We start from the raw sequence: 20,937 nt of genomic DNA on the forward strand, positions 1-20,937 counted from the left end.
TCGGAACACGCAGGGAATCCCCCATGTTCGAACGCAACACTCTCGCCGCGCTGGCCGTGGTCTCGCTGGCGGCCACCGCCGCCTGCTCGGATTCGGCCGCCGACGGCGCGTCCATCACGGCCTCGGCGCCGCCCGCCCGGACGTCCTACCCGCTGACCTTCGACAACTGCGGCCAGAAGGTCTCGTTCAGCAGGCCGCCCGAGCGCGTCCTGATCCTCAACGGGACGTCCGTCGCCGAGGTGGAGAGCTTCGTCCTCCTCGGGCTGCAGAAGCACGTGCTGGCCAACGCGCAGCACTACGGCGTCTCCGACGACCCCGCGATGGTCGAGGCGATCAAGGCGCTGCCCACCCGGGGCCTGACCACCAACAAGGCCTTCGAGGTGCCCGCCGAGCAGGTGCTGTCGGCCCGCGCGGACCTGGTGATCTCCACCTGGTCGGGCGGGTTCGACGCCAAACGGGGCCTGGCCACCCGCGAGCAGCTCGCCGCCGCCGGGGTGAACACCCTGGTCAACCCCGTGAACTGCGCCTACGGGAAGCCGACGGCCACACCCGAGGAGAAGCGGAACTACGAGCGGCTGTCCATCGAGTCCTCGCACGAGTTCATGACGCTGCTCGGCCGGGTCTTCGACGTCCAGCACAGGGCCGCGCAGGTCACCGCGGGGCTGCGGCAGCGGGTCGACGCGGTCCGCCGCCGCGTCGCGGGCCGACCGCCGAAGAAGGTGCTGGTCGCCTACCCGGGCATGTCGATGATGAACTCCAACGGCCTCCCGGCCGTCATGACCGGACGGATCACCGACGAGGTCATCCGGGCGGCGGGCGGGGTCAACGCCTTCGCCGGACGGTCCCGCGACGTCACCAGCACGCTCAACAAGGAGCAGCTGGCCACCGCCGAGGTCGACGTGGTCGCGGTGGGCGCCTTCCAGCCCGGCGAGGATCCCGCCGCCGAGGCCCGCGCGCTGTTCAAGCGGTATCCCCAGTGGCGCGCGTCCAGGACCGGGACCTACGTGCCCGTCGCCGACGGCATGTTCCTCGGCCCGCTGAACGCCGCGGCCGTGGAGAAGCTCGTCAAGGTGGTGCAGCCCGGTGCTTGAGGGCGGTGAGCGCGGGCCGCACCTGGTGTCGGGGCCGATGACCGGCGTGCTGGTCGCGGGGCTGCTGGTGGCGCTGGCCGCCGCGTCGGTGCTGGCCATCTCGATCGGCTCGGTCACGCTGCCCCTCGGGGTGGTGTGGAAGGTCGTGGCCTCCCATCTCACCGGGCTCGGCGAGCCCGACCCGCTGCGCGACCAGGTGGTCTGGGACATCCGCACGCCCCGGGTGCTGGTGGCCGCGCTGGTGGGCGCCGGGCTCAGCGTCGCGGGCGTGGCGTTGCAGGCCCTGGTCCGCAACCCGCTGGCCGACCCGTACGTCCTCGGGATCTCCTCCGGGGCGTCGCTGGGCGCGGTGCTGGTCACGGCGTTCGGGACGTCCGCGCTGGGCGGCCTCGGCGTGACCGGCGCGGCGTTCGTCACGGCCGTGCTGAGCGTCCTGCTGGTGTACGTGCTGGCGCAGCGCGGCGGGCGGCTGCTGGACTCGCGGCTGGTGCTGGCCGGGGTCGCGGTCGGGTACCTGGCCTCCGCCGCGACCATCTACATCCAGCTCCAGATCAGCCCGACCGAGCTGCACGCGCTGATGTTCTGGCTGATGGGGAGCGTGGCGGGCGCGTCCTGGTCCGACCTGGGCCCGCCCTCGGCGATCATCGCCGCGTGCACGGCGTACCTGCTGCTCCAGGGGCGGAACCTGAACGCGCTGATGGCCGGGGACGACACGGCGACGGGCCTGGGCACCTCCGTGCAGACGCTCCGGATCTCGTTGCTGGTCATCGGGTCGCTGCTCACCGCGGCGGCGGTCAGCGTCGTCGGCGGCGTCGGGTTCGTGGGGCTGATGGTGCCGCACGCGGCCCGGTTCCTGGTCGGCGCCGACCACCGGCGCCTGCTCCCGGTGGCGCTGCTGATGGGCGCGGTCTTCCTGGTCGTGGTCGACCTGGCCACCCGCGTGGTCGACCGGCCCAACGAGCTGCCGGTCGGGGTCTTCACCACGGCGCTCGGCGTCCCGTTCTTCCTGTGGCTGCTGCGCCGCGGGCGGGGAGGGACGGACTGATGCGGCTGTCGATCGCGGGCGTCACCGCACGGCTGGACGGCACGGCGATCGTGTCCGACGTCGACCTGGCCGCCGAGCCCGGCGACTTCGTGGGGCTGATCGGCCCGAACGGCAGCGGGAAGTCCACGCTGCTGCGCACCGTGTACCGGTCGCTGCGGCCGTCCGGCGGTGTCGTGTCGCTGGACGGCGACGACCTGTGGCGGATGCGGGCCCGCGAGGCCGCGCGGCGCCGCGCGGTGGTGACCCAGCACGGCGACCTGGGCGGCGAGTTCTCCGTCGCCGAGGTCGTGGCGATGGGACGCTCGCCGCACAAGGGCATGCTCGACCGCGAGGACGCCTCGGACCGCGCCGTCGTCGCCGAGACGCTCAAACGCGTCGGAATGGACTGGGCCGGGTCCCGGCTGTTCTCGACGCTGTCGGGCGGCGAGCGCCAGCGCGTCCTGCTGGCCAGGGCGCTCGCCCAGGAGGCGCCGCTGCTGGTGCTGGACGAGCCGACCAACCATCTGGACGTGCGGGCGCAGCTCGGCCTGCTCGACCTGATCAGGTCGCTGGGGCTGACCCTGCTCGCCGCGCTGCACGACCTGGACCACGCTGCCGCGTACTGCGACCGGGTGGTCGTGCTGGCGGAGGGACGGGTGCGGGCCGCGGGCCCACCGCTGGAGGTGCTCACGCCGGAGTTCGTGGCCGAGGTCTTCGGGGTCCGGGCCCATATCGGCCCCCACCCGATCACCGGCCGTCCGCACATCGCGGTCGCCTCGCTCGACTGACCCGGATCGGGGGACGCTCCCCAGAGCGTCCCCCGATCGCGCGGCCGCGCGGGTTCAGGACCCGTTGCCGGGCGGGATTCGGAGGCGCTGCCGAGCGGGGTTCAGGGGCGGGGCCGGGCGGGGTTCGGAGGCGCTGCTGGGTGGGTTCAGGGCTGGGGTCAGAGGCGTTCGATGATGGTGACGTTGGCCTGGCCGCCGCCCTCGCACATGGTCTGGAGGCCGTAGCGCCCGCCCGTGCGTTCCAGTTCGTGCAGCAGCGAGGTCATCAGCCGGGCGCCGGTCGCGCCGAGCGGGTGGCCGAGCGCGATGGCGCCCCCGTTGGGGTTGGTGCGCGCGGGGTCGGCGCCGGTCTCGCGCAGCCAGGCCAGCACCACGGACGCGAACGCCTCGTTGATCTCGACGGCGTCGATGTCGCCGATGTCCATGCCCGCCTTCGCCAGCGCGTGTGCCGTGGCGGGGATCGGGGCCGAGAGCATCCGGATCGGATCCTCGCCGCGTGCCGACAGGTGGTGGATCCGCGCGCGCGGCGTCAGGCCGTGGTCCCTGACGGCGCGAGGGGAGGCGATGAGGAGGGCGGCGGCGCCGTCGGAGATCTGCGAGGCGAGCGCGGCGGTGAGCCGTCCCCCGGGTGCCAGCGGCTTCAGGCCCGCCATCTTCTCCAGGCTCGTGTCACGGCGCGGGCCCTCGTCAGATGCGACGCCCTCATACGGGACGATCTCGCGCGCGAAGCGTCCCTCGTCGACGGCGCGGACCGCGCGCCGGTGCGACTCCAGGGCGAACGCCTCCATCTCCGCGCGCGGGATGTCCCACTCGGCGGCGATCATCTCGGCGCCCGCGAACTGCGAGACCTCGCCGTCCCCGTACCGGCGCGTCCAGCCCCTCGACCCGGCGAACGGGCCCCGGTCGAAGCCGAGCGGCTCGGCCGCGGTCATCGCGAACCCGATCGGGACCTGCGACATGTTCTGCACCCCGCCCGCCACGACCAGGTCGGACGTCCCGCTGAGGACGGCCTGCGCGGCGAAGTGCACGGCCTGCTGCGACGAGCCGCACTGCCGGTCGACGGTCACGCCCGGCACGTGCTCGGGCAGCCCGGCCGCCAGCCAGCACGTCCGGGCGATGTCGCCGGCCTGCGGGCCGACGGCGTCCACGCAGCCGAAGACCACGTCCTCCACGGCCGCCGGGTCGGCGTCCGCCCGCTCCATCAGCGCCGTCAGGACGTGCGCGCCGAGGTCGGCGGGATGCGCCCGCGACAGGCCGCCGCCCCGCCGTCCCACCGGGGTGCGGACCGCCTCGACGATGTAGGCGTCCATCGGGCCCTCCTAGGTCTCCAGGCCCTCCAGGACCATGGCGAGGTACTGCTTGGCGACGTCCTCGGCGGACAGCCGCCCGCCGCGCTGGTACCAGCCCGCCGCCACCCAGACGGTGTCGCGCAGGAACCGGTACACCAGGCTCAGGTCGAGGTCGGCGCGGAACGCCCCCTCGCGCACGCCCCGTTCGAGCAGCGCCATCCACATCTCCTCGAACCGGCGGTGCGACTCGGTGAGGTAGGCGAAGCGCTCGCCCCGGGCCAGATGCCGCGACTCGTTCTGGTAGATCACCACGGCGGGACGGTGCCGGTCGATCGAGCGGAACGACTCCACGACCAGGGCCTCCAGCGTCTCCCGCGCGCCGAGACCGGACGCCAGGACCCGCTCGTAGGCGGCCCACATCTCGTTCAGGAACGTCGAGAGGATCTCGTCGGCCATCGACTCCTTGGAGTCGAAGTGGTAGTACAGGCTGCCGCCCAGGATCCCGGCGGCGTCGGCCACCTGACGGATCGAGGTGGCGGAGTACCCCCGCGAGGCGAACACCTCGGCGGCGGTGGCGAGCAGTTCGGCCCGCCGCTCCGCGCGCGCCGCGGCGGTGCCCTCGGCGTCACGCCGTCGTGGACTCATTTCACGCTCTCTGAGAGGAGACGGAGACGACCTCGCCCGTCATGTAGGACGCGTAGTCGCTGGCCAGGAAGACGATAACGTTGGCCACCTCCCACGGCTCGGCATGGCGGCCGAACGCCTCGCGCCCGGTCAGCTCCTCCAGCAGGTCCCGCGAGGTCACCTTGGCCAGGTGCGGGTGCATCGCCAGCGACGGCGAGACGGCGTTGATCCGGACGCCGTGCTCGGCGGCCTCCAGCGCCGCGCACCGGGTAAGCGCCATGACCCCGGCCTTGGCGGCGGCGTAGTGCGACTGTCCTTTCTGCGCCCGCCAGCCGATCACCGAGGCGTTGTTGACGATGACGCCCGCCCCCTGATCCTTCATGATCCTGAGCGCGGCGCGAGTGCAGCGCATCGTGCCGGTGAGGGTGACGTCCACGACGCGGTCCCACTGCTCGTCGGTCATGTCGGCCAGCTCGGCCGTCCCGCCGAGGCCCGCGTTGTTGACCGCCACGTCGATGCGGCCGAACCGCTCGGACGCCTCCGCGTACAGCGCCCTGACCTGCGTCTCGTCGGTGACGTCGCAGACGCGGGCCGGGACGTCGCCGAACTCCGCCGTCAGGGCGGCCGACGCCTCGTCCAGCCGGCGTTCGTGCGCGTCGGAGAGGAACACGCGCGCGCCCTCCTCCAGGCAGCGCCGCGCGGTCGCGCCGCCGATGCCCGCACCGGCCGCCGCGGTGATCACGACCGTCCGGCCGCGCAGCAGCCCGTGACCCGGCACGTATCGAGGGATCATCGCCGCGGCTCCCGCGGCAGGCCGAGGACGCGCTCGGCGATGATGTCGCGCTGGATCTCGTTCGATCCCGCGTAGATCGTGTCGGCGCGGGAGAACAGGAACAGGCGCTGCCAGTCGTTGAGGTCGTAGGGCTCGCCGTCGGCCACCAGCCCCGCCGCGCCGAGGACGTCCATGGCCAGCTCCCCCAGCTCGCGGTGCCAGGTGGCCCAGACGAGCTTGGAGATCGACGACTCGGGCCCGGTGGAGGTGCCGATGCGCTCGGCGTTCAGCCTCATGACGGCCAGGCCCGTCCACGATCTGGCCAGCCGGTCGCGCAGCAACGGGTCGTCGATGGCCCCGGTGCGGCGCGCCAGCTCGATCAGCGCGCTCAGCTCGCGGCGGAAGCCGACCTGCTGGCCGAGCGTCGCGACGCCGCGCTCGAACCCGAGCGTGGCCAGCGCGATCCGCCACCCGTCGCCGACCTCGCCCACCACGTTGGCCGCGGCGGTCTCGGCGCGGTCGAAGAAGACCTCGTTGAACTCCGAGGTGCCGGTCGGCTGGACGATCGGGCGGACCTCGACGCCGTCCTGCCGCATCGGCACCAGCAGGTAGGACAGTCCCGTGTGGCGGGACGACCCGGGCTCGGTGCGGCACAGGGCGAAGCACCAGTCGGCCTCGCGGGCGAGGGACGTCCAGACCTTCTGGCCGGTGACCAGCCAGCGGTCGCCGTCGCGCTCGGCGCGGGTGCGCACGGCGGCCAGGTCGGACCCGGCGCCGGGCTCGGAGTAGCCCTGGCACCACAGTTCCTCGGCGGCCACGATGGGCGGCAGGAAGCGGGCGCGCTGCTCCTGGGTGCCGAACGCGATGATCGTCGGCCCGAGCAGGTTCTCGCCGATGTGCCCGACCCTGGCGGGCGCCCCGGCCAGCGCGTACTCCTCGTGGAAGGCGACCTGCTGCTCGACGGTCGCACCGCGTCCGCCGTGCTCGACCGGCCATCCCACGCACGTCCAGCCCGCGGCCGCCAGGTGCCGCTCCCAGGCCAGCCGCTCGGGGAACGACTCGTGCTCGCGTCCGGGGCCGCCCAGCCCGCGGACGTGCGCGAACTCGCCCGCCAGGTTGGCGGCGAGCCAGCCGCGGATCTCGGCCCGGAAGTCGTCCACAGCACGGACCCTAGCAAACGATTGTTAGAAAGAATCGGTCACTCGACCCTCAGCGCCAGCATCGTGGTGTCGTCGGCGTCCCGGTCGTGCTCCATCCGCGACAGGACGCGGTCGAGCGCGAGCTGCGGACCGTCGGCGACGTCCTTGAGGATCTCGGTCAGCCGCCCGATCCGGTCGGTGATGTCGGTGTCGCGCCGCTCGACCAGCCCGTCGGTGTAGAGAAAGACCAGGTCACCGGGCACGAGCCGGGTGGTGTTGGTCGCGTAGCCGTAGTTGGGCAGGGCGCCGAGCATCGGATCGGGATCGACGCCCAGCGGCACCGCCTCCCCGCCGCGCACCAGGATCGGCGGCGGATGCCCCGCGCACGCCCACTGCAGCACGCGCAGCTGCGGCTCGAAATACGCGATCACCGCCGTGCCGGTCGCGGCGGGCTCCAGATCACCCACCAGCTCGTTCAGCCAGGCGGCCAGTTCACCGGGCGGACGTCCCGTATAGGCGAGGCCGAGGAGGCCGTTGCGCGTCCTGGCCATCGCGGCCGCCGCCGGAAGGCCGTGCCCGGCGGCGTCCCCGATCGCCAGCAGCGACGTGCCATCGGGCAGCGCACGCGCCGCGAACCAGTCGCCCCCGATACGCGCCGCGCTCTCGGCCGCCAGGCTCCTGATGGCCACGCTCAGGCCCGGCAAAGAAGTGAAATCCTCGGCATCGGGCAGGATCGCGCGGCGCAGCGTCACCGCCACCCGGCGCTCCTGGGCCGTCCTGGCCTGGTGCCGCAGGATCTCCCGGCGCGTCTCCACCAGGGCCTGCTCCACGATCCGGCGGCGGCTGATGTCCTGCGACACCATGTCCACCGAGACCGGCCTGCCCTCGGCGTCCAGCACCGGCTCGGCGAACACCCACAGATGCCGGTGCGCGCCCTGCGACGTCACCACCCGGTGCTCCAGCTCGACCGGCGTCCTGCGGGTGAACAGGGTGTGCATGGCGTCCTCGACCAGCGGCAGGTCTTCGGTGGCGACCACGCTCGACAGCTCCTGCGGATCGGCCGGAGGCTCCTCGAACCCGTAGTTGGCCAGCGTCTGCGGCGACAGATCGAGCTCGTCGGTCGCCAGATCCCACTCGCCGAACCCGATCAGCGCCAGCCGCTCGGCCCGCTCCAGCCGCAGCCGGATCCGGTCCTCCTCATGGTGGTAGCGCCACGTCACGCACACGCCCGTCGGCACGGGCACGCACCGCACGCTCATCCGCGTCCGGCGGCTGACGCCGTCCTGCGCGGTCGTGTACGCGAAGGGTTCCCGCTCATACGGGATCCCCTTCTCCAGGACCTCGACGTACTCGGCGAACAGTCCGGTCAACGCCGAACCCGGGTCGCTCCTGAGCAGCCGCTCCCCCGTCAGCTCCGCCGGCCCGCGCCCGAACAGATCGTGCGCCTGGGCGTTCAACCTCGCGTACAGGAAGTCGACGATCCGTCCCCCGTCACCCCTGACCGGCACCAGATGGGCCGCCGCGTCCAGCGAGGCGTAGAGCACGGCCCTCGCCGCCGGGTCATCGTCCAACCCGGCGAGAATCTTGGCGTCATCAGCGGTGTCGGCATCGGCCATCCGGCGCAGCACCTCGGGCGCGTCGGCCGCCTCGGGCGCCGTCTCCGGCGCGGGCGCGGGCCGCGGAGCCCGGACCCGCGTCTCGGACGTCCCGTCCTCCTGCGCCCCGGCGACCACCAGGGCCGCGGCCTCGTCCAGCTCGACGTCGAGATCGCGCGCCAGCCAGATCAGATGCTGGAGCGCCTCCCCCGGCGGGACGCCCAGCCGCCCGGCGAGCACGACCCGCGCCTCGGCGAGGATCGCCCGCCCGCGAGCCGCGTCCCGAAGGTCTTCTAGCGGCGTGCTCTCGGCATCCGTCACCCATCCCCCGTCCGGCTGATCCGCGACCGTCCACGAGAAAAGGTACATACCCCTCAGGAGCAACTACCCCAGGTCTTTGCGGGCGCATTGCCCACTTCGGGCACACAATTTATTCAGGACGACGCGCGGTGGACCTGCCTGGTCAGCGCCGTCAACCGGCCCTGCGCCACCTGGAACGACGTACCCGCCGGATGCAGGCTCAGAACCACCAAGATCCGCCGCTCCTTCGCCACCAGCCCGGTCGTGTGCAGCACGGGCCGTCCCAATCCAAGATCAGGAGCACTGGCGGGCCGCAGCGTCCCCTTACAAGGCACCGCCGGGGAGTCCCCGAACCCAGACCACCCCTGCTTCACCGCCCAAGGCCGAGGCACCGCCCGCGGAATCCCGAAATACTGGTCGTACTTGTCCGTCCCACACGGCGTCGCCTTACGCAGGTTCCCCACCACGAACTCCCGATCGTCCTCCGGGGCCCCGTCCATCAGATACCGATACGTCTTCACCACATCGGCCGCACTGAGCGCCGTGTAACCCCAGAACCCCGGCTTCTCCGCGGGCGGCGGCGCCGTCTCACCCAACCCCAGCTTCTTGACCATCCGGGCGATGATCGCCGCCTTGCCCCCACGCGCCCAGAACGCCGTCGCCGCCTTGTCATCACTCGACCGCAGCATCGGCCGCAACATCGCCAGATCGGCCGCCGAAGCCTTCTGCCGCCCCAGAAAATCCAGCGCGATCAGGATCTTCACCACCGACGCCGACCGGAACGTCAGATGCTCCCCCTTGGCCAGCACCATCTTCCCGCTGGCCCGATCGAAGACCGCGTACCCCACCCGAGTCCCCGCGGGAACCTTCACCACAGGCCGCACCTTCTTCGCCGGCCGCTGAGGCGTCTGCGTCACCGACCTCGCCCCGGCCGGGGCCTTGTCATCCGCCCCACACCCGACCACACCCAAGCCCACCACGACGACCAGCCCGGCCCGCACCACCAACGAGATCACCCGGCCATCCCTACCAGATCCCCGAGCGTTCAACCCAGTACGCATGCGCTCCCAGACTGCGCTACAGTAATCACGCCTGCTGCGGCGGGCACCGGGACGTAGCGCAGTTTGGCAGCGCACTTGACTGGGGGTCAAGGGGTCGTGGGTTCAAATCCCGCCGTCCCGACAGAGCAACAAACCCCGTTGATTCGGACAACCTCCGAGGTCAACGGGGTTTTCACATTTCTGCCCACACGCACCACCAAGATCTAGACCACCCGCCGCCGGGGACCACCTGGGGACCGACGCGCACCAAGATGCAGACTCAGCACCTCCCCCGCCGCCGCGATCGACTGAGCATCTGGATGCAAGTACCGCTGCGTCGTACTCAGCGACCCATGCCCAGCGATCTTTCGAAGCACATGCACCGGAACTCCCGCCTCGGCCATCCACGTGAGCCCGGTGTGCCGCAGATCATGCCGCGTCAGATACTCGTAACCGAGCCGAGACACCACCTCATCCCAATGCGTAGCGTCCCTCAGAACCGCCGTGGTGATCTGCCCACCACGAGGGCCAGTGAACAGCCGGGCCATCGGCTTGTCGCCGAGCGCATCCAAGCGTCGCCCCACCTTCGGCCGGATCTCCTCGATGATCGGAACCTTCCGAGCTCGCTTACCTTTGGTGCCCTTGTCGATGAGCCCACCAGGGCCGGGGGTCGTCTGCCGCCGGACCGTCCAGGTCCAGGTGTCCTGATCGATATCACAGACACGAACGCCCGAGCCCTCCCCAATTCGGGCCGCAGTGCAGGCGGCATAGATGACGACATCGCCCCATCCGGCGAAATTGTCGGCGGAACGTTCGACCAGGGCGGCCGCAAGCCCGGTCAGCGATTCCCAGTCCGGCAGGCCAGCATCCGAGAGTCGTCAAGTATCGCGAGACTGTTCTTCACTGTTGATCGGCCGCATCCATCAGCGATCCAGGCGTGAACTGTCCGGTCGACCGCCCCATTACTGATCATGCGGACCGCGAGATGCCCAAGCGAGGGGACCACACGGCGCCGCCAACCGGCGCGGTAGGGGTCGAGGGTCTTGGCTTCAAGGCGGCCCGCGAGCCGGGCCGCACGCCGCCGACTCGGCGCCTGGCCGCCGGCCTCCGCTTGAGGCTCCGGCAGGCGGCACAGGTCGGCAGGCGCGACGAGCAGAAAAGCCGGGCAGCTCGAAGAGCGGCACCAGGCCGCACGGGGCCGAGCTGGTCAGGCCCGTGCCGCTGGCTGGTTCCCGACTTGCGCGGGGACCCCGCGCGGGGCCTCACGACGGGCCAGTGCGGGCAGGCAGGTGCTGCCCGTCCGCCGATCAGGCTTACGAGGCCCCGCCCCCACACAAGTCCGGACCGTCCAGCTCAGACGATCTCCATTAAGTGTAATGAACTGAAATATACCCGGGCTCATGGCCGCAGTCGGGCTCGCATTTCTTGTCAAACTCTATCCATCCAGGATCTACTTCCAACTGTGCATCCTCTGATTCAGGAGCCTTATATCTCTGCTGGAATCCATAATGCATTCCAAGATCATCGGGAGCTAGAACCGAATGATCCAAGTGGGTCATTAGACCAACCGATAGATCATAAAATGGGCATCCATCGTCCTCCACTTTCATGAGAACTGGAATTAGTGGCTCGTATAGATCGCCCTTCATGAACAAGGCTGGCGAGATTCCACTCTCTCGACGAACCCCCCAGGTAAGCACCCCATGTCCGAGTACACAGAGTGAACGGATAACGCGAAAACGATCGAGATGTTGATTAATCGAGATAAATCTGAAGGCCAGATCTTCCAAGCTGACACCCTTCTCCAAGCCAGCCGCGACAATTCCGGAGTAGAGAGGGTTTCTGATTGAGTGATAGCAGCCACCAAGAGTGCTATTCTCCAGAATTCTTCCTCCCTCGACAAGGGGGCGCTTCAATCTGTGCAGCGTTACCAACTTGCGCATTGCGTCATCCAAAGTTTTGAAACCTAGCGATTGCTTGACTTCGAGCGCCGCATATACACCTTCGATAGGAAAATACCTCCGCCTGGACTCAATGGTTGGCCCAACCTTAAGACTCGGGAACCAGAAGTCATTGAATATGATCACATCACAATCTCCGGCAGACGCGCCATCTCTATCTGTCACCACGCCTGCGGTTACTCGATAGCGCCCAGGCAGAAGACTGCTAAGTTCATCGCGAACAATCTCTTCAAGTGCCCAGCCTGAATCAAAATTACGAACATTTGCGTCTTTCTCCAACTGTGCCCGTAGAAGCAAAATCTTTTCAATGCCAACACAACGACGATAAAAGGCAGAGGCCAGGTTCTCTTGGTTTCGTTTCTGGGGCATCCACTCCTCAATGTTCGGGAGTGGCGGTTCGATTTTCGTGGATTCCTGCGCTCCAGTTTGCTTCTTGCGCTGTGAAGACAATGAAATCTCCCAACTCTTGTGTTCACAGGAACTCATACCCCAGTTCCATAGCGGCGGCTCTCAAGGAATCCTACGGCGATTCTTATTGGGCTCCGGTCGAGGGCTGGGCGACCTGGCGACAGATCCCCTCATCGGCCGCCCCTTCTGGGGATTCGCTCCTCCAGGAAGAGGACCCGATCCGCTCCGGCGACCAGATTGCAATCCGGGTTCGACGGCTCCTTCCGTTCAGACTCCACAGTGATATGCGCAGTGCGTCTCCGCGACGTTAAGTGCTTCCTCATCCACGTCCAGGAGGCTCCCGAGCGGGCTACGGACTGGTAGGTCGACGCGCTCCCGGTCGACAAGTCCATGCGCGGCGCCGTCGAGACCTCCCGCGTGGAACGGGTCCTGACCGATCCTTCGCGCGGGCAGAACCAAGTCGGACAGTGGGCGCTGGACTTCCGCGAACGCGACCTTGAATACGCCCTGCAATGTGGCCTGTGCAACGGGACGTGGACGACATGCCCCTCAACCCAAATCCGGGGCCGTCCAGTTAGTGTATTCGCCCTCCTATAGGCGCCTTGAGGTGTGCGACCTTTTCCTAACACGCCGCCGAGGCTCCCTTAATGCGAGTGCCGCTTACTACGGGACTTTTATGAATTGAAGGCGGGATTTGAGTTGCCGCATACTCATTATGTTTATTAAGAACATTGATCGAATCGGCTGGATCGCGCATAGACCTCAGCCAATTGGCCCATTCTCGATCCACGCTTATTGCTTGGAAGTCAAATTCCACACCTCCATCATTTTCAGAACCAACAGTATTTAGAGTGTGCCATTGGTTCTTATCGGGCGAAACTTGGCGAGCAGGTTGCAGGAAATATGTTTCCGCCTTCTTTGCTTGGTGAATTAGCCAAACTTCTCTACCCTCTTCCGTTGATCCATTTATTGTAAACTCGTGACATCGCTGAATAATCGCCCCATCATTCAAGGCGAGACTAAGATTACCCTGACTCATGACATTCATGATTACGGTCTGCGTCGAAAAGATGGCGATCAATGCCACCGTCAGAACGGTAACTGCCCAAAATTTGCGAGCCTTTGAATTAAGCCATGACATCGGCTTGAAATGGTTAACAACAAAACCAAGCACGATACCAACGATGAGCAAAAGGGCGTAAAATCCAACACTCAAGGCAATATTCATTTCCTTGCCCAGCATCTCTCAGTAATTCCCAATCTCTTCTTTATGCACAAACCGATTAATCCGGTATTGCGAAAGCATCTCCTCCAGGCTACACATAGAAGGAGGTCAGCACCCGCCGAACCTTGGCCAAGGCCGATCCCGGCCATGTCCGCTCAATTGGACTGAAGCGGATAATATGGGCCAAATCCAACACAAACCCTCACACTGCGCGGACGAGTAACCGCACAGCCGCGAACCAAGCCTCAGCATGCGACCAACAAAGACCAGAATGGCTTGGCCATCCATCCCCGGGGTTAGTTCCATCTTGCCCTTGAGCTAGTCGAACGCCTCGTCGACGGCAGCCGCATTTGTCGGCGGGCCGGTTGCCATCGTTTGGCGGCAAGGTCGTCCAGCAAGAACACGCGCAGGACGTGACCGGGCCCGCAGCCTGGGGGCGTGCAGTCGACGCTGGGCGTGATTGCGGGATGTTTGCGGTTGCGTCAAGAATGCGGCGCGGTTGAGGGCCTCGGGTCACCGACACCAGGCTGCGCGAGGGGGAATGAAGCCGTGCCGCCGAGGCGCTGCGGGAGTTCACCTGCACCGGCGTCGTGGTCTGCGGGCACTGCGAGGACTGCCGGGACGCGTCCCGAGCGATCGGGGCCCACGCATCGTGTCGTTGCTGCCCGCCGCGACCGACATCGTCGTCGAGTTCGGCCTGGTCGCCCACCTGGTCGGCCGCACCCATGAGTGCAACTAGCCGCCGGGCAGGAGGAGGCGGTGGCCGTTGTGACAGCCGCCGGGTCGACGCCGATCGGATGACCAGCCGGGAGATCTCCGCGGCGGTGGGCGGCGCCGGGCACCGGGGTTCGTCGCTGAATGACCTCGACACCGGACTGTTGGCCGAGCTGGCGCCCAAGGTCCCCCTGACGCACGATCTCTGCGGTGTCCCCAGCGGCAGATCACCGAGATCCTTCGCGTGGTGGAGGCCGGGCCGCGCATTCTCAGCCAGGAATCCGCCACGCTCCCGCAAGTACTGGAACGTCTGGCGGACGTCGGGGAGGCGCTGGGCGGCCCCGATCGCCGGCCGGACGAGTTGTGCGCGGGTTGGCGCGGCGGTGGCTGGGCGGGCACGTCCGCTGCTGGCGGCGGTCGGGGAGCATGCGCGCGCCATCAGGTAGGACGAGGTGCGGTGCGCGGATCCGGGCGTGATCGTCCTGCTGCCCTGCGACATCTCCCCGGACCGTACCCACGCGCTTACGGGGCGGCCGGGTTCCGGGGCTGGACGGGCCCGCGTGCTTCAACCGTCCCGGGCCGCGTGCGGTCACGGAGATCCTCGTCCGGGTACTGCACGACGTGGGGACCCCGTATCGGACGTTGAGGCCGGGCTGCTCAGGCTTGGGTGAACAGCCATTTGGCGGCGGACTTCGCCGTGGATGTGGTGGGGGCGTTGGGGGGTGGGGGGCGGTCGATCATGATCACTGGGAGGGCTAGGTGGCGGGCGGCGGTGAGTTTGGCGGCGGTCATCTGGCCGCCGCTGTCCTTGGTGACCAGTGTGTCGATGGCGTGGCGGCGCATTAGGGCGATCTCGTCCTTGACTTCGAAGGGGCCCTTGGCCAGCAGGATGTGCGCGTGGGGAGGTGTGGGGGGTGTCGGTGGTTCGACGGAGCGGATGAGGAACCAGCGTGTGGTGTCGGACGCGAAGGCTGTCACGCTTCCACGGCCGGTTGTGAGGAACACGCGCTTTCCCGGCAGGTTCGCGGCGGCGGCGCGTAGGGACGGGACGCGGCGCCAGTCGTCCTGCGCGCCGGCGATCCAGCCGGGACGGCGGAGCAGCAGCAGGGGCACGTTCGCCGCGGACGTGGCGGCCACTGCGGACGCGGTCATTCTCGCGGCGAACGGGTGCGTCGCGTCGATGACGGCGTCGATGCGCTCGGTCTCCAGCCAGGCCCTGAGTTCGTCGGGGCCGCCGAAGCCGCCCACTCGGGTACGGCCGGGTGGGAGTTCGGGGGCGGCGACGCGGCCGGCCAGCGAACTGATCACCTCGAATTCGGGACGGCCGTCCAGCAGGACGGCGAGCTCGCGCGCCTCCGCGGTTCCGCCGAGGAGGAGAACTCGGCGGGCTGCCCGCGCGTTGCCGTCCATGGCTCCTCCGTCCCGTGTCAAGGCGAATGATAGGGATGAACCCCCCGTCCACGGATCAGAGAGGGAGACGCTGCACCCATGAGGAAGATCATCGTCATCGGTATCGGGGCGGGAGATCCCGAGCAGGTGACCATGCAGGCGGTGGCGGCGATCAACCGGACGGACGTCTTCTTCGTCCTGGACAAGGGCGAGGTGAAACAGGAGCTGGGCGACGCGCGGCAGGAGATCCTCGACCGCTACGCCCAGGGCTCCGTCTACCGGACGGTCTTCGGGCGGGATCCCGAACGTGATCGCTCCTCGGCGGGCTACGTCGAGGCCGTGGACGACTGGCGCCGCCGCCGCGCCGACGTCTGCGCGCGCCTGATCGGCGAGAACCTGGACGAGGGGCAGACCGGTGCCTTTCTGGTTTGGGGCGATCCCGGCCTCTACGACAGCACGCTGGCGATCCTCGATGACATCTCCGGGCGGGGGCTCGCGCTCGACGTGGAGGTGGTCCCGGGAATCAGCTGCGTTTCCGCGCTCACGGCCCGGCACGGGATCGCCCTCAACCAGGTCGGCGCGCCAGTGCAGATCACCACGGGACGGCGCCTCGCCGAGGAATGGCCGCCCGCGACCGACGACGTGGTCGTGATGCTCGACGCCCGCAACGCGTTCGCCGAGTACGCCGAGCACCCGGACGTCGAGATCTACTACGGGGCCTACCTGGGGATGCCGGACGAGATCCTCATCGCCGGTCCCCTGTCCGAGGTCGCCGAACGCATCGTCACCGAACGCGCCGAGGCCCGGAACCGCAAGGGCTGGATCATGGACACCTACCTCCTCCGCCGTCCGGCGACCGGTACGTAGTGCGGGTGATTGCTTTCTGTCTTTAAACGAGTACTTTCCGTTGCGCTATTAAGGAACGGCCTTCTGGGCTGATTGCATTCACTTTGAAAAATTGGTTGGCGCTGAAAGCGTCACACGGGTCGTCGGGCGATCTATCTTCATGGGGCTCCTCCTACCCCCACCAAAGGAGCCGTGTATGTCCATCCGACGCACCATTACCTTGGTAGGCGCCGCTCTGGCACTGCTATTCGGGACGGCCGTCCCCGCTACAGCGGCGTACGGATCCAGTTCCGAGCCCCCTCCGCCCACGCCGCGCATCATCGGCGGTACCACCGTCACCGACGCGCCATGGGCGGCCTCGATCTACCGCAACGGTTCGTTCACCTGCTCCGGAAGCATCATCGCCCCGACGTGGGTCCTGACGGCGCGCCACTGCGTCGGCAGCGGGCTCACGGTCCGGGTCGGCAGCGTCTACCGGTCACGGGCCACTTCGGTCGGTGTGAGCAGCTACCAGGTGTCCTCGCCCGGTGACCTGGCGCTGGTCCGGCTGTCCAGCGCCTACACCACGACTTACGCCCAGCTCGCCGACTCCAACCCGCCGGTCGGGTCGACCAACCAGATCTGCGGCTGGGGCCGGACGAGCTACAACGGGTCCGTCTCCGACCAGCTCAAGTGCGCCGATGTGCGCGTCACGTCCACCACGTGCCGCGACTACTACAGCGGCCAGGCGATCTGCAGCACCCGGATCACCGGCAACGCCTGGAAGGGCGACTCCGGCGGCCCGCAGCGCTACAACGGCCAGCAGGTCGGTGTCGCCTCGACCGCCGACGGTCAGTCGACGCAGCAGTACGGCAGCGTGCCCGCGCACCGCAACTGGATTCGCTCGACCGCCGGCGTCTGACCTCTCCCCAAAGAAACGCCCGGCCGCCCCCTCCGGCCGGGCGTTTTCATTTCTCGCTCGGGGAGGACGGCGTCGAGTTCCAGCTCCACGAGCCACTCGGGGGTCGATGAAGCGGGAGACTTCGACGAAGTGCGGGCCGGTGGTTGAGCCTTATCGGTGGCGCTTGGCGTGGGTGTTCAGGAGCTTGACGGCTCGGAGTGTGGCGGCGTGGAAGCCCGTTGGGAAGGGGTCGGCCGACTGGGCCGCCTGGGAGGGCAGGAGGGCCGTTGCCAAGTCGGTCAGCTCTTCGGCCAGCCATCCGGGGTTCTGGTCCTTCGTGGCGAAGGCGAGGATCGGCGTCAGCTGGCCTTTCAGGGCGATGAACTCGGTGTAGTGGCGCTTCCATTGGGTGTGGGCCGTTTTGTAGGCGTAGGGCTGCGGAGCCTTGTAGGCGAGGGCCTGCTGGAGACGTTCGGCTACGGGCGGGACGTCCAGTGGGGTTCGACGGAAACGGGCCCTGAGGATTTCGGTGAAGCGGTGTATCTGGGTTTCGGGGGTGGGCAGCCTTTGCCGGGGGCCGGGTCTTGCCGGGGCGCGGCCTTCCAGGAGGTCGGTGAGCGTCTGGGTTTCTCGTTGCTCGGCGCGGCGGGCGATGGTGCGCCGGGCGTCGGCCAGGCCCGCCCGGTAGCCCGCTGCTCGTTCGCTGTAGCCCGGGACGGGAAGCGCTCTGATGTCGGCCGACACCTCGTCCAGCGCCTGCTGGAGAGAGTTCCTACTGTTCTGGGCGGCTTCCAGGAGGGTGCGCAGTTGCTTCACCACCGGGGCCGCGTTCGCCCATTCGGCGAAGGTCACGTCGGCGACCTGCCATTCGGGGACCGTTTCCAGCAATTGGCCGGTCAGATGCTCGTGCCAGCGGTTTCCGTAGATCTGGAGTTCGATGTCGGCCGCCAGGGTGGCGAGCAGAAGTGAGAACCGTTCCGCGTGATAGGGCCACGAGGTGGGGGGCGGTAGCAGCGCGGGCTCTTCCATCGGCCTCCTCCCATGCCCTGGTTCGCGGGGTGTTCGCACCATCCCACGCCCCGTTCGGGACCCCTCCCGGGTGCGATTCAGGCCTGGGTGATGCGCGTGGCCAGGGACGGGCCTTCGCGGGCCAGCCAGGCTTCGGCTCGGGGCATCCGTTCCTTGACGTGCTCGTCCCACAGGCGCCGGAAGACCGGGTCGGCTCCGGCGGCGGCGCGGGCGGTCCGGTGGAATCGGCGGACCATGCGGGTCGCGAGCGGGACGAGTTCGCGCCGTTGCGGGCCGCTCATCCCGTAGGCGTCGGCGAACAACGCCACCCGGTGCGGGATGTCGGCGCCGGCCAGCGAGGCCGGGCGGTCCTTGGGATGCAGGAGCGGCGCCCACCAGTAGAGGGCGTTGGCGATCTCGTAGACCCGGGTGGTGGGCCTGGCGAGGTCGAAGTCGATGAGGGCGACGGGCAGGCCGTCCCGGAAGACCACGTTCCCGGGGCAGTAGTCGCGGTGGCCGACCAGCTCGGACGGGGTGTCGACGAGCGGGATCCGCTCGGTGCCCGGAAGGGTCGCCCACACCGCGTCCTCGGGCGGCTTCCAGCTCTCGGCGGCCTCGTGCAGCTTCCGGATCAGCCGGGCGAGCGCGGAGAGGACGTCCTCGTCGGGAAGAGGCTCTCGCGGGACGTCGCCGGGGACGAACGACACCGTCTCGCGTCCCTGGTCGTCGTAGCCGAGCGGGACGGGGGCGTGGGGGAAGCCCGCGCGGTGCAGGTGGGCGAGGTAGGCCTGGATCGTGGCGGTGAAGGGCCGGGCCGGGCGGCGGACGGTGTCGCCGATGCGGACGATGCCCGGGGTGACGCCCTCGCCGATCAGCGGTTGCTCCGGCGCCGGGATCGGTTCGGGGTCGCGCAACGTCCGCTCCGTCCGGGGAGTCTGGTAGCCGGGTGGTCACGGGGTGTCGAGGCTGGTCAAGGGTGGGTCTAGGCGGGGGTTGAGGGGGCTATATTTGCTGGACGACAAATTTTCTGGGCGGAGGTCAGGCGGGCATGGTGAAGTGCTTGTCCCCGGAGGGCGCGGGTTCGCTGGCCTCGTGGAACTGGGCCAGGCCCCAGGCCAGGGCCGCGCGGGCTGGGGCGGACATGCGGCTCAGGACCAGGGTCAGTTCGTCGCGGCGGCGGGAGTGAAGGCGTTCCAGCACGGTCTGGGCCTCGGGGGTCAGGCGGACGGTGACCACCCGGCGGTCGCGGCCCGGGTCGCGGGTGAGCAGGCCCGCGGCCTCCAGGCGGTCGCACAGGCGGCTGGCCGAGGACATGGACGCGCCCATCTCGGCCGCCAGCGTGCTGATGTTGACCGGGCCGCCCTCCAGGACGAGAAGCACGCGCAGTTGGGTGGCGGGCACGGGTACGTTGGCCGCGTAATGCGCGCGGCCCCAGGCCGCGACCAGGGCGTCCACGGCCCCGTCGATGCCGGCGGCGACCTCGGCGGCGTCCTCATGCGGTCCTAGGCCCATGTCCTCACCTTTACACAGCGCCCGTGACTCGGGCAGACCCCATCCCGACCGCGGGGATCGTCCCCGCGGCCCTGATCCCCCGGCGAGGACCCATGCGATCGATGCCCTGGCATGACGTCGAGCACTCCGTGTGGAACGCGGAGCCGCACGAGCTGATCGACACGGCCGCCGCGGCCTTCCGGGGCCATTTCGGGGCGGAGGAGGTCGAGGTGCTGCTGGTGGACTACCGGCAGGCGTCGCTGGTGCCGTCGCGGTCGCGGGACGAGTCGGTGGCGCTCGACACCTCCTCGCAGGGGCGCGCGTTCGCGTCCCAGCAGATCGTGTGGGAGCGGCCCGTCGTGGCGCACGTGCCGCTGGCGGTGCGGGGCGACCGGATCGGGGTGCTGACGCTCCGCTTCCCCGAGCGGCCCGAGGCCGGAGCGCGCGCGGCGCTCGCCGACGCCGCCGAGGTGCTGAGCCGGGCGCTGCGGATCGCCGACATCAGCACGGACCTGTACCGGCAGATCAGGCGCAGGTCGCGGCTGACGCTGGCGGCCGAGATGCAGTGGGATCTGCTCCCGGGACGTTCGTACGTCACCGACGGCTTCCATCTGGCCGGTCAGCTGGAGCCCGCCTACGCGGTGTGGGGCGACAACTTCGACTGGTCGGTGGCCGCCGACCGCCTGACGCTGACCGTCAGCAACGGGATGGGACGCGGCACCGAGGCCGCCGCGCTCACCCACCTGGGCGTGAGCGCGCTGCGCAATGCCCGCCGGTCGGGGGCCGACATCACCGAGCAAGCGGCGCTGGCCAACCAGACCCTTTTCGCGCATCACCGGGGCAAGCGGCATCTGTCCACACTCCTGCTCGATTTCCAGGTCAGCTCGGGACGGGTCCGGGTGGTGGACGCCGGTTCCCCGCACATCCTGCGCATGCGCGGCAACGTCACCGAGATGATCGAGCTGGAGGCCCAGCTCCCCCTGGGGATGTTCGGCGACGGCGAGTACACCGTCGAGGAGTTCGCCGTGGAGCCGGGCGACCGCCTGATCATCGTCAGCGACGGGATCCACGCCGCGCGCTCGGCCACCGGCGACCTGTACGGGGCCGTCGCCCTGACGCGGGCGCTGCGGGAGACCCGGTTGCAGAACCCCTCCGAGGCCGTCCGCACGCTGATCCGCCATTTCCTCGAATACCACCAGGGCGCCGACCCGGCCGACGACGCGGTCGTCGTCTGCCTCGACTGGACGGGCAAGAATCCCTCCGATCCGGCCGACTCGGCCGGCCAGGCCCCGGTGATCCACGACGAGGTGGGCGGCGAGCTGCCGTTCGCCCCGATCGTGCGGTGAGCCCCCG

At 68.9% G+C, this 20,937-nt stretch carries 20 protein-coding genes and 1 tRNA gene; 8 read left to right on the forward strand and 13 right to left on the reverse strand.

Annotated features, from left to right (window positions below):
- Positions 1-23: 23 nt before the first annotated feature.
- Genes ACQPY4_RS24505 through ACQPY4_RS24515 form a run of 3 tightly spaced genes read left to right on the forward strand, consistent with a single transcriptional unit; the run spans position 24 to position 2,903 of the window.
- On the forward strand, positions 24-1,091 hold the full coding sequence (locus ACQPY4_RS24505; protein WP_433324413.1) for an ABC transporter substrate-binding protein: 1,068 nt from the start codon (positions 24-26) through the stop codon (positions 1,089-1,091).
- Positions 1,084-2,136 (forward strand): FecCD family ABC transporter permease, encoded by a 1,053-nt coding sequence (locus ACQPY4_RS24510; RefSeq protein WP_433324415.1) that lies wholly within the window; start codon positions 1,084-1,086, stop codon positions 2,134-2,136. Before ACQPY4_RS24505 ends, ACQPY4_RS24510 begins: the two co-directional genes overlap by 8 nt.
- Positions 2,136-2,903, forward strand: coding sequence for an ABC transporter ATP-binding protein (locus ACQPY4_RS24515; protein ID WP_433324417.1), 768 nt, complete (start codon positions 2,136-2,138; stop codon positions 2,901-2,903). Before ACQPY4_RS24510 ends, ACQPY4_RS24515 begins: the two co-directional genes overlap by 1 nt.
- A gap of 158 nt (positions 2,904-3,061) precedes the next feature.
- Here ACQPY4_RS24515 and ACQPY4_RS24520 read toward each other — a convergent pair whose 3' ends face one another.
- The 6 genes from ACQPY4_RS24520 to ACQPY4_RS24545 all read right to left on the reverse strand — a co-directional run bounded on the left by ACQPY4_RS24520 (position 3,062) and on the right by ACQPY4_RS24545 (position 9,638).
- Positions 3,062-4,213 (reverse strand): acetyl-CoA C-acetyltransferase, encoded by a 1,152-nt coding sequence (locus tag ACQPY4_RS24520; RefSeq protein ID WP_433324419.1) that lies wholly within the window; start codon positions 4,211-4,213, stop codon positions 3,062-3,064.
- 9 nt (positions 4,214-4,222) lie between these two features.
- On the reverse strand, positions 4,223-4,837 hold the full coding sequence (locus ACQPY4_RS24525) for a TetR/AcrR family transcriptional regulator (protein WP_433324421.1): 615 nt from the start codon (positions 4,835-4,837) through the stop codon (positions 4,223-4,225).
- A gap of 1 nt (position 4,838) precedes the next feature.
- On the reverse strand, positions 4,839-5,609 hold the full coding sequence (locus tag ACQPY4_RS24530; RefSeq protein WP_433324423.1) for an SDR family oxidoreductase: 771 nt from the start codon (positions 5,607-5,609) through the stop codon (positions 4,839-4,841).
- On the reverse strand, positions 5,606-6,748 hold the full coding sequence (locus tag ACQPY4_RS24535; RefSeq protein WP_433324425.1) for an acyl-CoA dehydrogenase family protein: 1,143 nt from the start codon (positions 6,746-6,748) through the stop codon (positions 5,606-5,608). Before ACQPY4_RS24535 ends, ACQPY4_RS24530 begins: the two co-directional genes overlap by 4 nt.
- A 38-nt stretch (positions 6,749-6,786) precedes the next feature.
- Entirely contained in the window at positions 6,787-8,643 is a 1,857-nt protein-coding gene (locus tag ACQPY4_RS24540) for a SpoIIE family protein phosphatase (RefSeq protein ID WP_433324427.1), read from the reverse strand.
- 113 nt (positions 8,644-8,756) lie between these two features.
- Positions 8,757-9,638 carry a hypothetical protein gene (locus tag ACQPY4_RS24545; protein ID WP_433339006.1) on the reverse strand — a complete coding sequence of 294 codons (882 nt, stop codon included), beginning with the start codon at positions 9,636-9,638 and terminating at the stop codon, positions 8,757-8,759.
- A 92-nt stretch (positions 9,639-9,730) separates the two neighbouring features.
- Between ACQPY4_RS24545 and ACQPY4_RS24550 the strand changes: the two genes are divergently transcribed.
- Positions 9,731-9,804: transfer RNA gene (locus ACQPY4_RS24550), tRNA-Pro, on the forward strand.
- 82 nt (positions 9,805-9,886) lie between these two features.
- Here the strand turns inward: ACQPY4_RS24550 and ACQPY4_RS24555 are convergent.
- The 3 genes from ACQPY4_RS24555 to ACQPY4_RS24565 all read right to left on the reverse strand — a co-directional run bounded on the left by ACQPY4_RS24555 (position 9,887) and on the right by ACQPY4_RS24565 (position 13,274).
- On the reverse strand, positions 9,887-10,522 hold the full coding sequence (locus ACQPY4_RS24555; protein WP_433339008.1) for a tyrosine-type recombinase/integrase: 636 nt from the start codon (positions 10,520-10,522) through the stop codon (positions 9,887-9,889).
- A 507-nt stretch (positions 10,523-11,029) separates the two neighbouring features.
- Positions 11,030-12,109 carry a DUF6602 domain-containing protein gene (locus ACQPY4_RS24560; RefSeq protein WP_433324429.1) on the reverse strand — a complete coding sequence of 360 codons (1,080 nt, stop codon included), beginning with the start codon at positions 12,107-12,109 and terminating at the stop codon, positions 11,030-11,032.
- Between the two features lie 544 nt (positions 12,110-12,653).
- Positions 12,654-13,274: a hypothetical protein gene (locus tag ACQPY4_RS24565; protein ID WP_433324431.1), complete on the reverse strand. Its 621-nt coding sequence runs from the start codon at positions 13,272-13,274 to the stop codon at positions 12,654-12,656.
- A gap of 523 nt (positions 13,275-13,797) precedes the next feature.
- Between ACQPY4_RS24565 and ACQPY4_RS24570 the strand changes: the two genes are divergently transcribed.
- The gene (locus tag ACQPY4_RS24570; RefSeq protein ID WP_433324433.1) at positions 13,798-13,995 is read left to right on the forward strand and encodes a hypothetical protein; all 198 of its coding nucleotides are present in this window, start codon (positions 13,798-13,800) and stop codon (positions 13,993-13,995) included.
- 632 nt (positions 13,996-14,627) lie between these two features.
- Here the strand turns inward: ACQPY4_RS24570 and ACQPY4_RS24575 are convergent.
- Complete coding sequence (locus ACQPY4_RS24575; protein ID WP_433324435.1) at positions 14,628-15,380, reverse strand: cobalt-precorrin-6A reductase; 753 nt, start codon at positions 15,378-15,380, stop codon at positions 14,628-14,630.
- 78 nt (positions 15,381-15,458) lie between these two features.
- Here ACQPY4_RS24575 and cobF point away from each other — a divergent pair, with 78 nt between their 5' ends.
- Together cobF and ACQPY4_RS24585 are read left to right on the forward strand one after the other, a co-directional pair.
- The gene (cobF, locus tag ACQPY4_RS24580; protein WP_433324437.1) at positions 15,459-16,226 is read left to right on the forward strand and encodes a precorrin-6A synthase (deacetylating); all 768 of its coding nucleotides are present in this window, start codon (positions 15,459-15,461) and stop codon (positions 16,224-16,226) included.
- A gap of 175 nt (positions 16,227-16,401) precedes the next feature.
- Positions 16,402-17,106 carry a S1 family peptidase gene (locus tag ACQPY4_RS24585; protein ID WP_433324439.1) on the forward strand — a complete coding sequence of 235 codons (705 nt, stop codon included), beginning with the start codon at positions 16,402-16,404 and terminating at the stop codon, positions 17,104-17,106.
- Positions 17,107-17,256: 150 nt separating this feature from the next.
- Here ACQPY4_RS24585 and ACQPY4_RS24590 read toward each other — a convergent pair whose 3' ends face one another.
- From ACQPY4_RS24590 to ACQPY4_RS24600, 3 genes are all read right to left on the reverse strand, one after another.
- Positions 17,257-18,114, reverse strand: a complete 858-nt coding sequence (locus ACQPY4_RS24590; protein WP_433324441.1) for a hypothetical protein — start codon at positions 18,112-18,114, stop codon at positions 17,257-17,259.
- 77 nt (positions 18,115-18,191) lie between these two features.
- Positions 18,192-19,007 (reverse strand): phosphotransferase enzyme family protein, encoded by an 816-nt coding sequence (locus ACQPY4_RS24595; protein WP_433324443.1) that lies wholly within the window; start codon positions 19,005-19,007, stop codon positions 18,192-18,194.
- 124 nt (positions 19,008-19,131) lie between these two features.
- Complete coding sequence (locus tag ACQPY4_RS24600) at positions 19,132-19,605, reverse strand: MarR family winged helix-turn-helix transcriptional regulator (RefSeq protein ID WP_433324445.1); 474 nt, start codon at positions 19,603-19,605, stop codon at positions 19,132-19,134.
- A gap of 101 nt (positions 19,606-19,706) precedes the next feature.
- Between ACQPY4_RS24600 and ACQPY4_RS24605 the strand changes: the two genes are divergently transcribed.
- Positions 19,707-20,930, forward strand: a complete 1,224-nt coding sequence (locus ACQPY4_RS24605) for a PP2C family protein-serine/threonine phosphatase (RefSeq protein ID WP_433324447.1) — start codon at positions 19,707-19,709, stop codon at positions 20,928-20,930.
- Positions 20,931-20,937: the final 7 nt, after the last annotated feature.

Source organism: Spirillospora sp. CA-294931 (assembly GCF_050946795.1).
Lineage (GTDB): Bacteria > Actinomycetota > Actinomycetes > Streptosporangiales > Streptosporangiaceae > Spirillospora.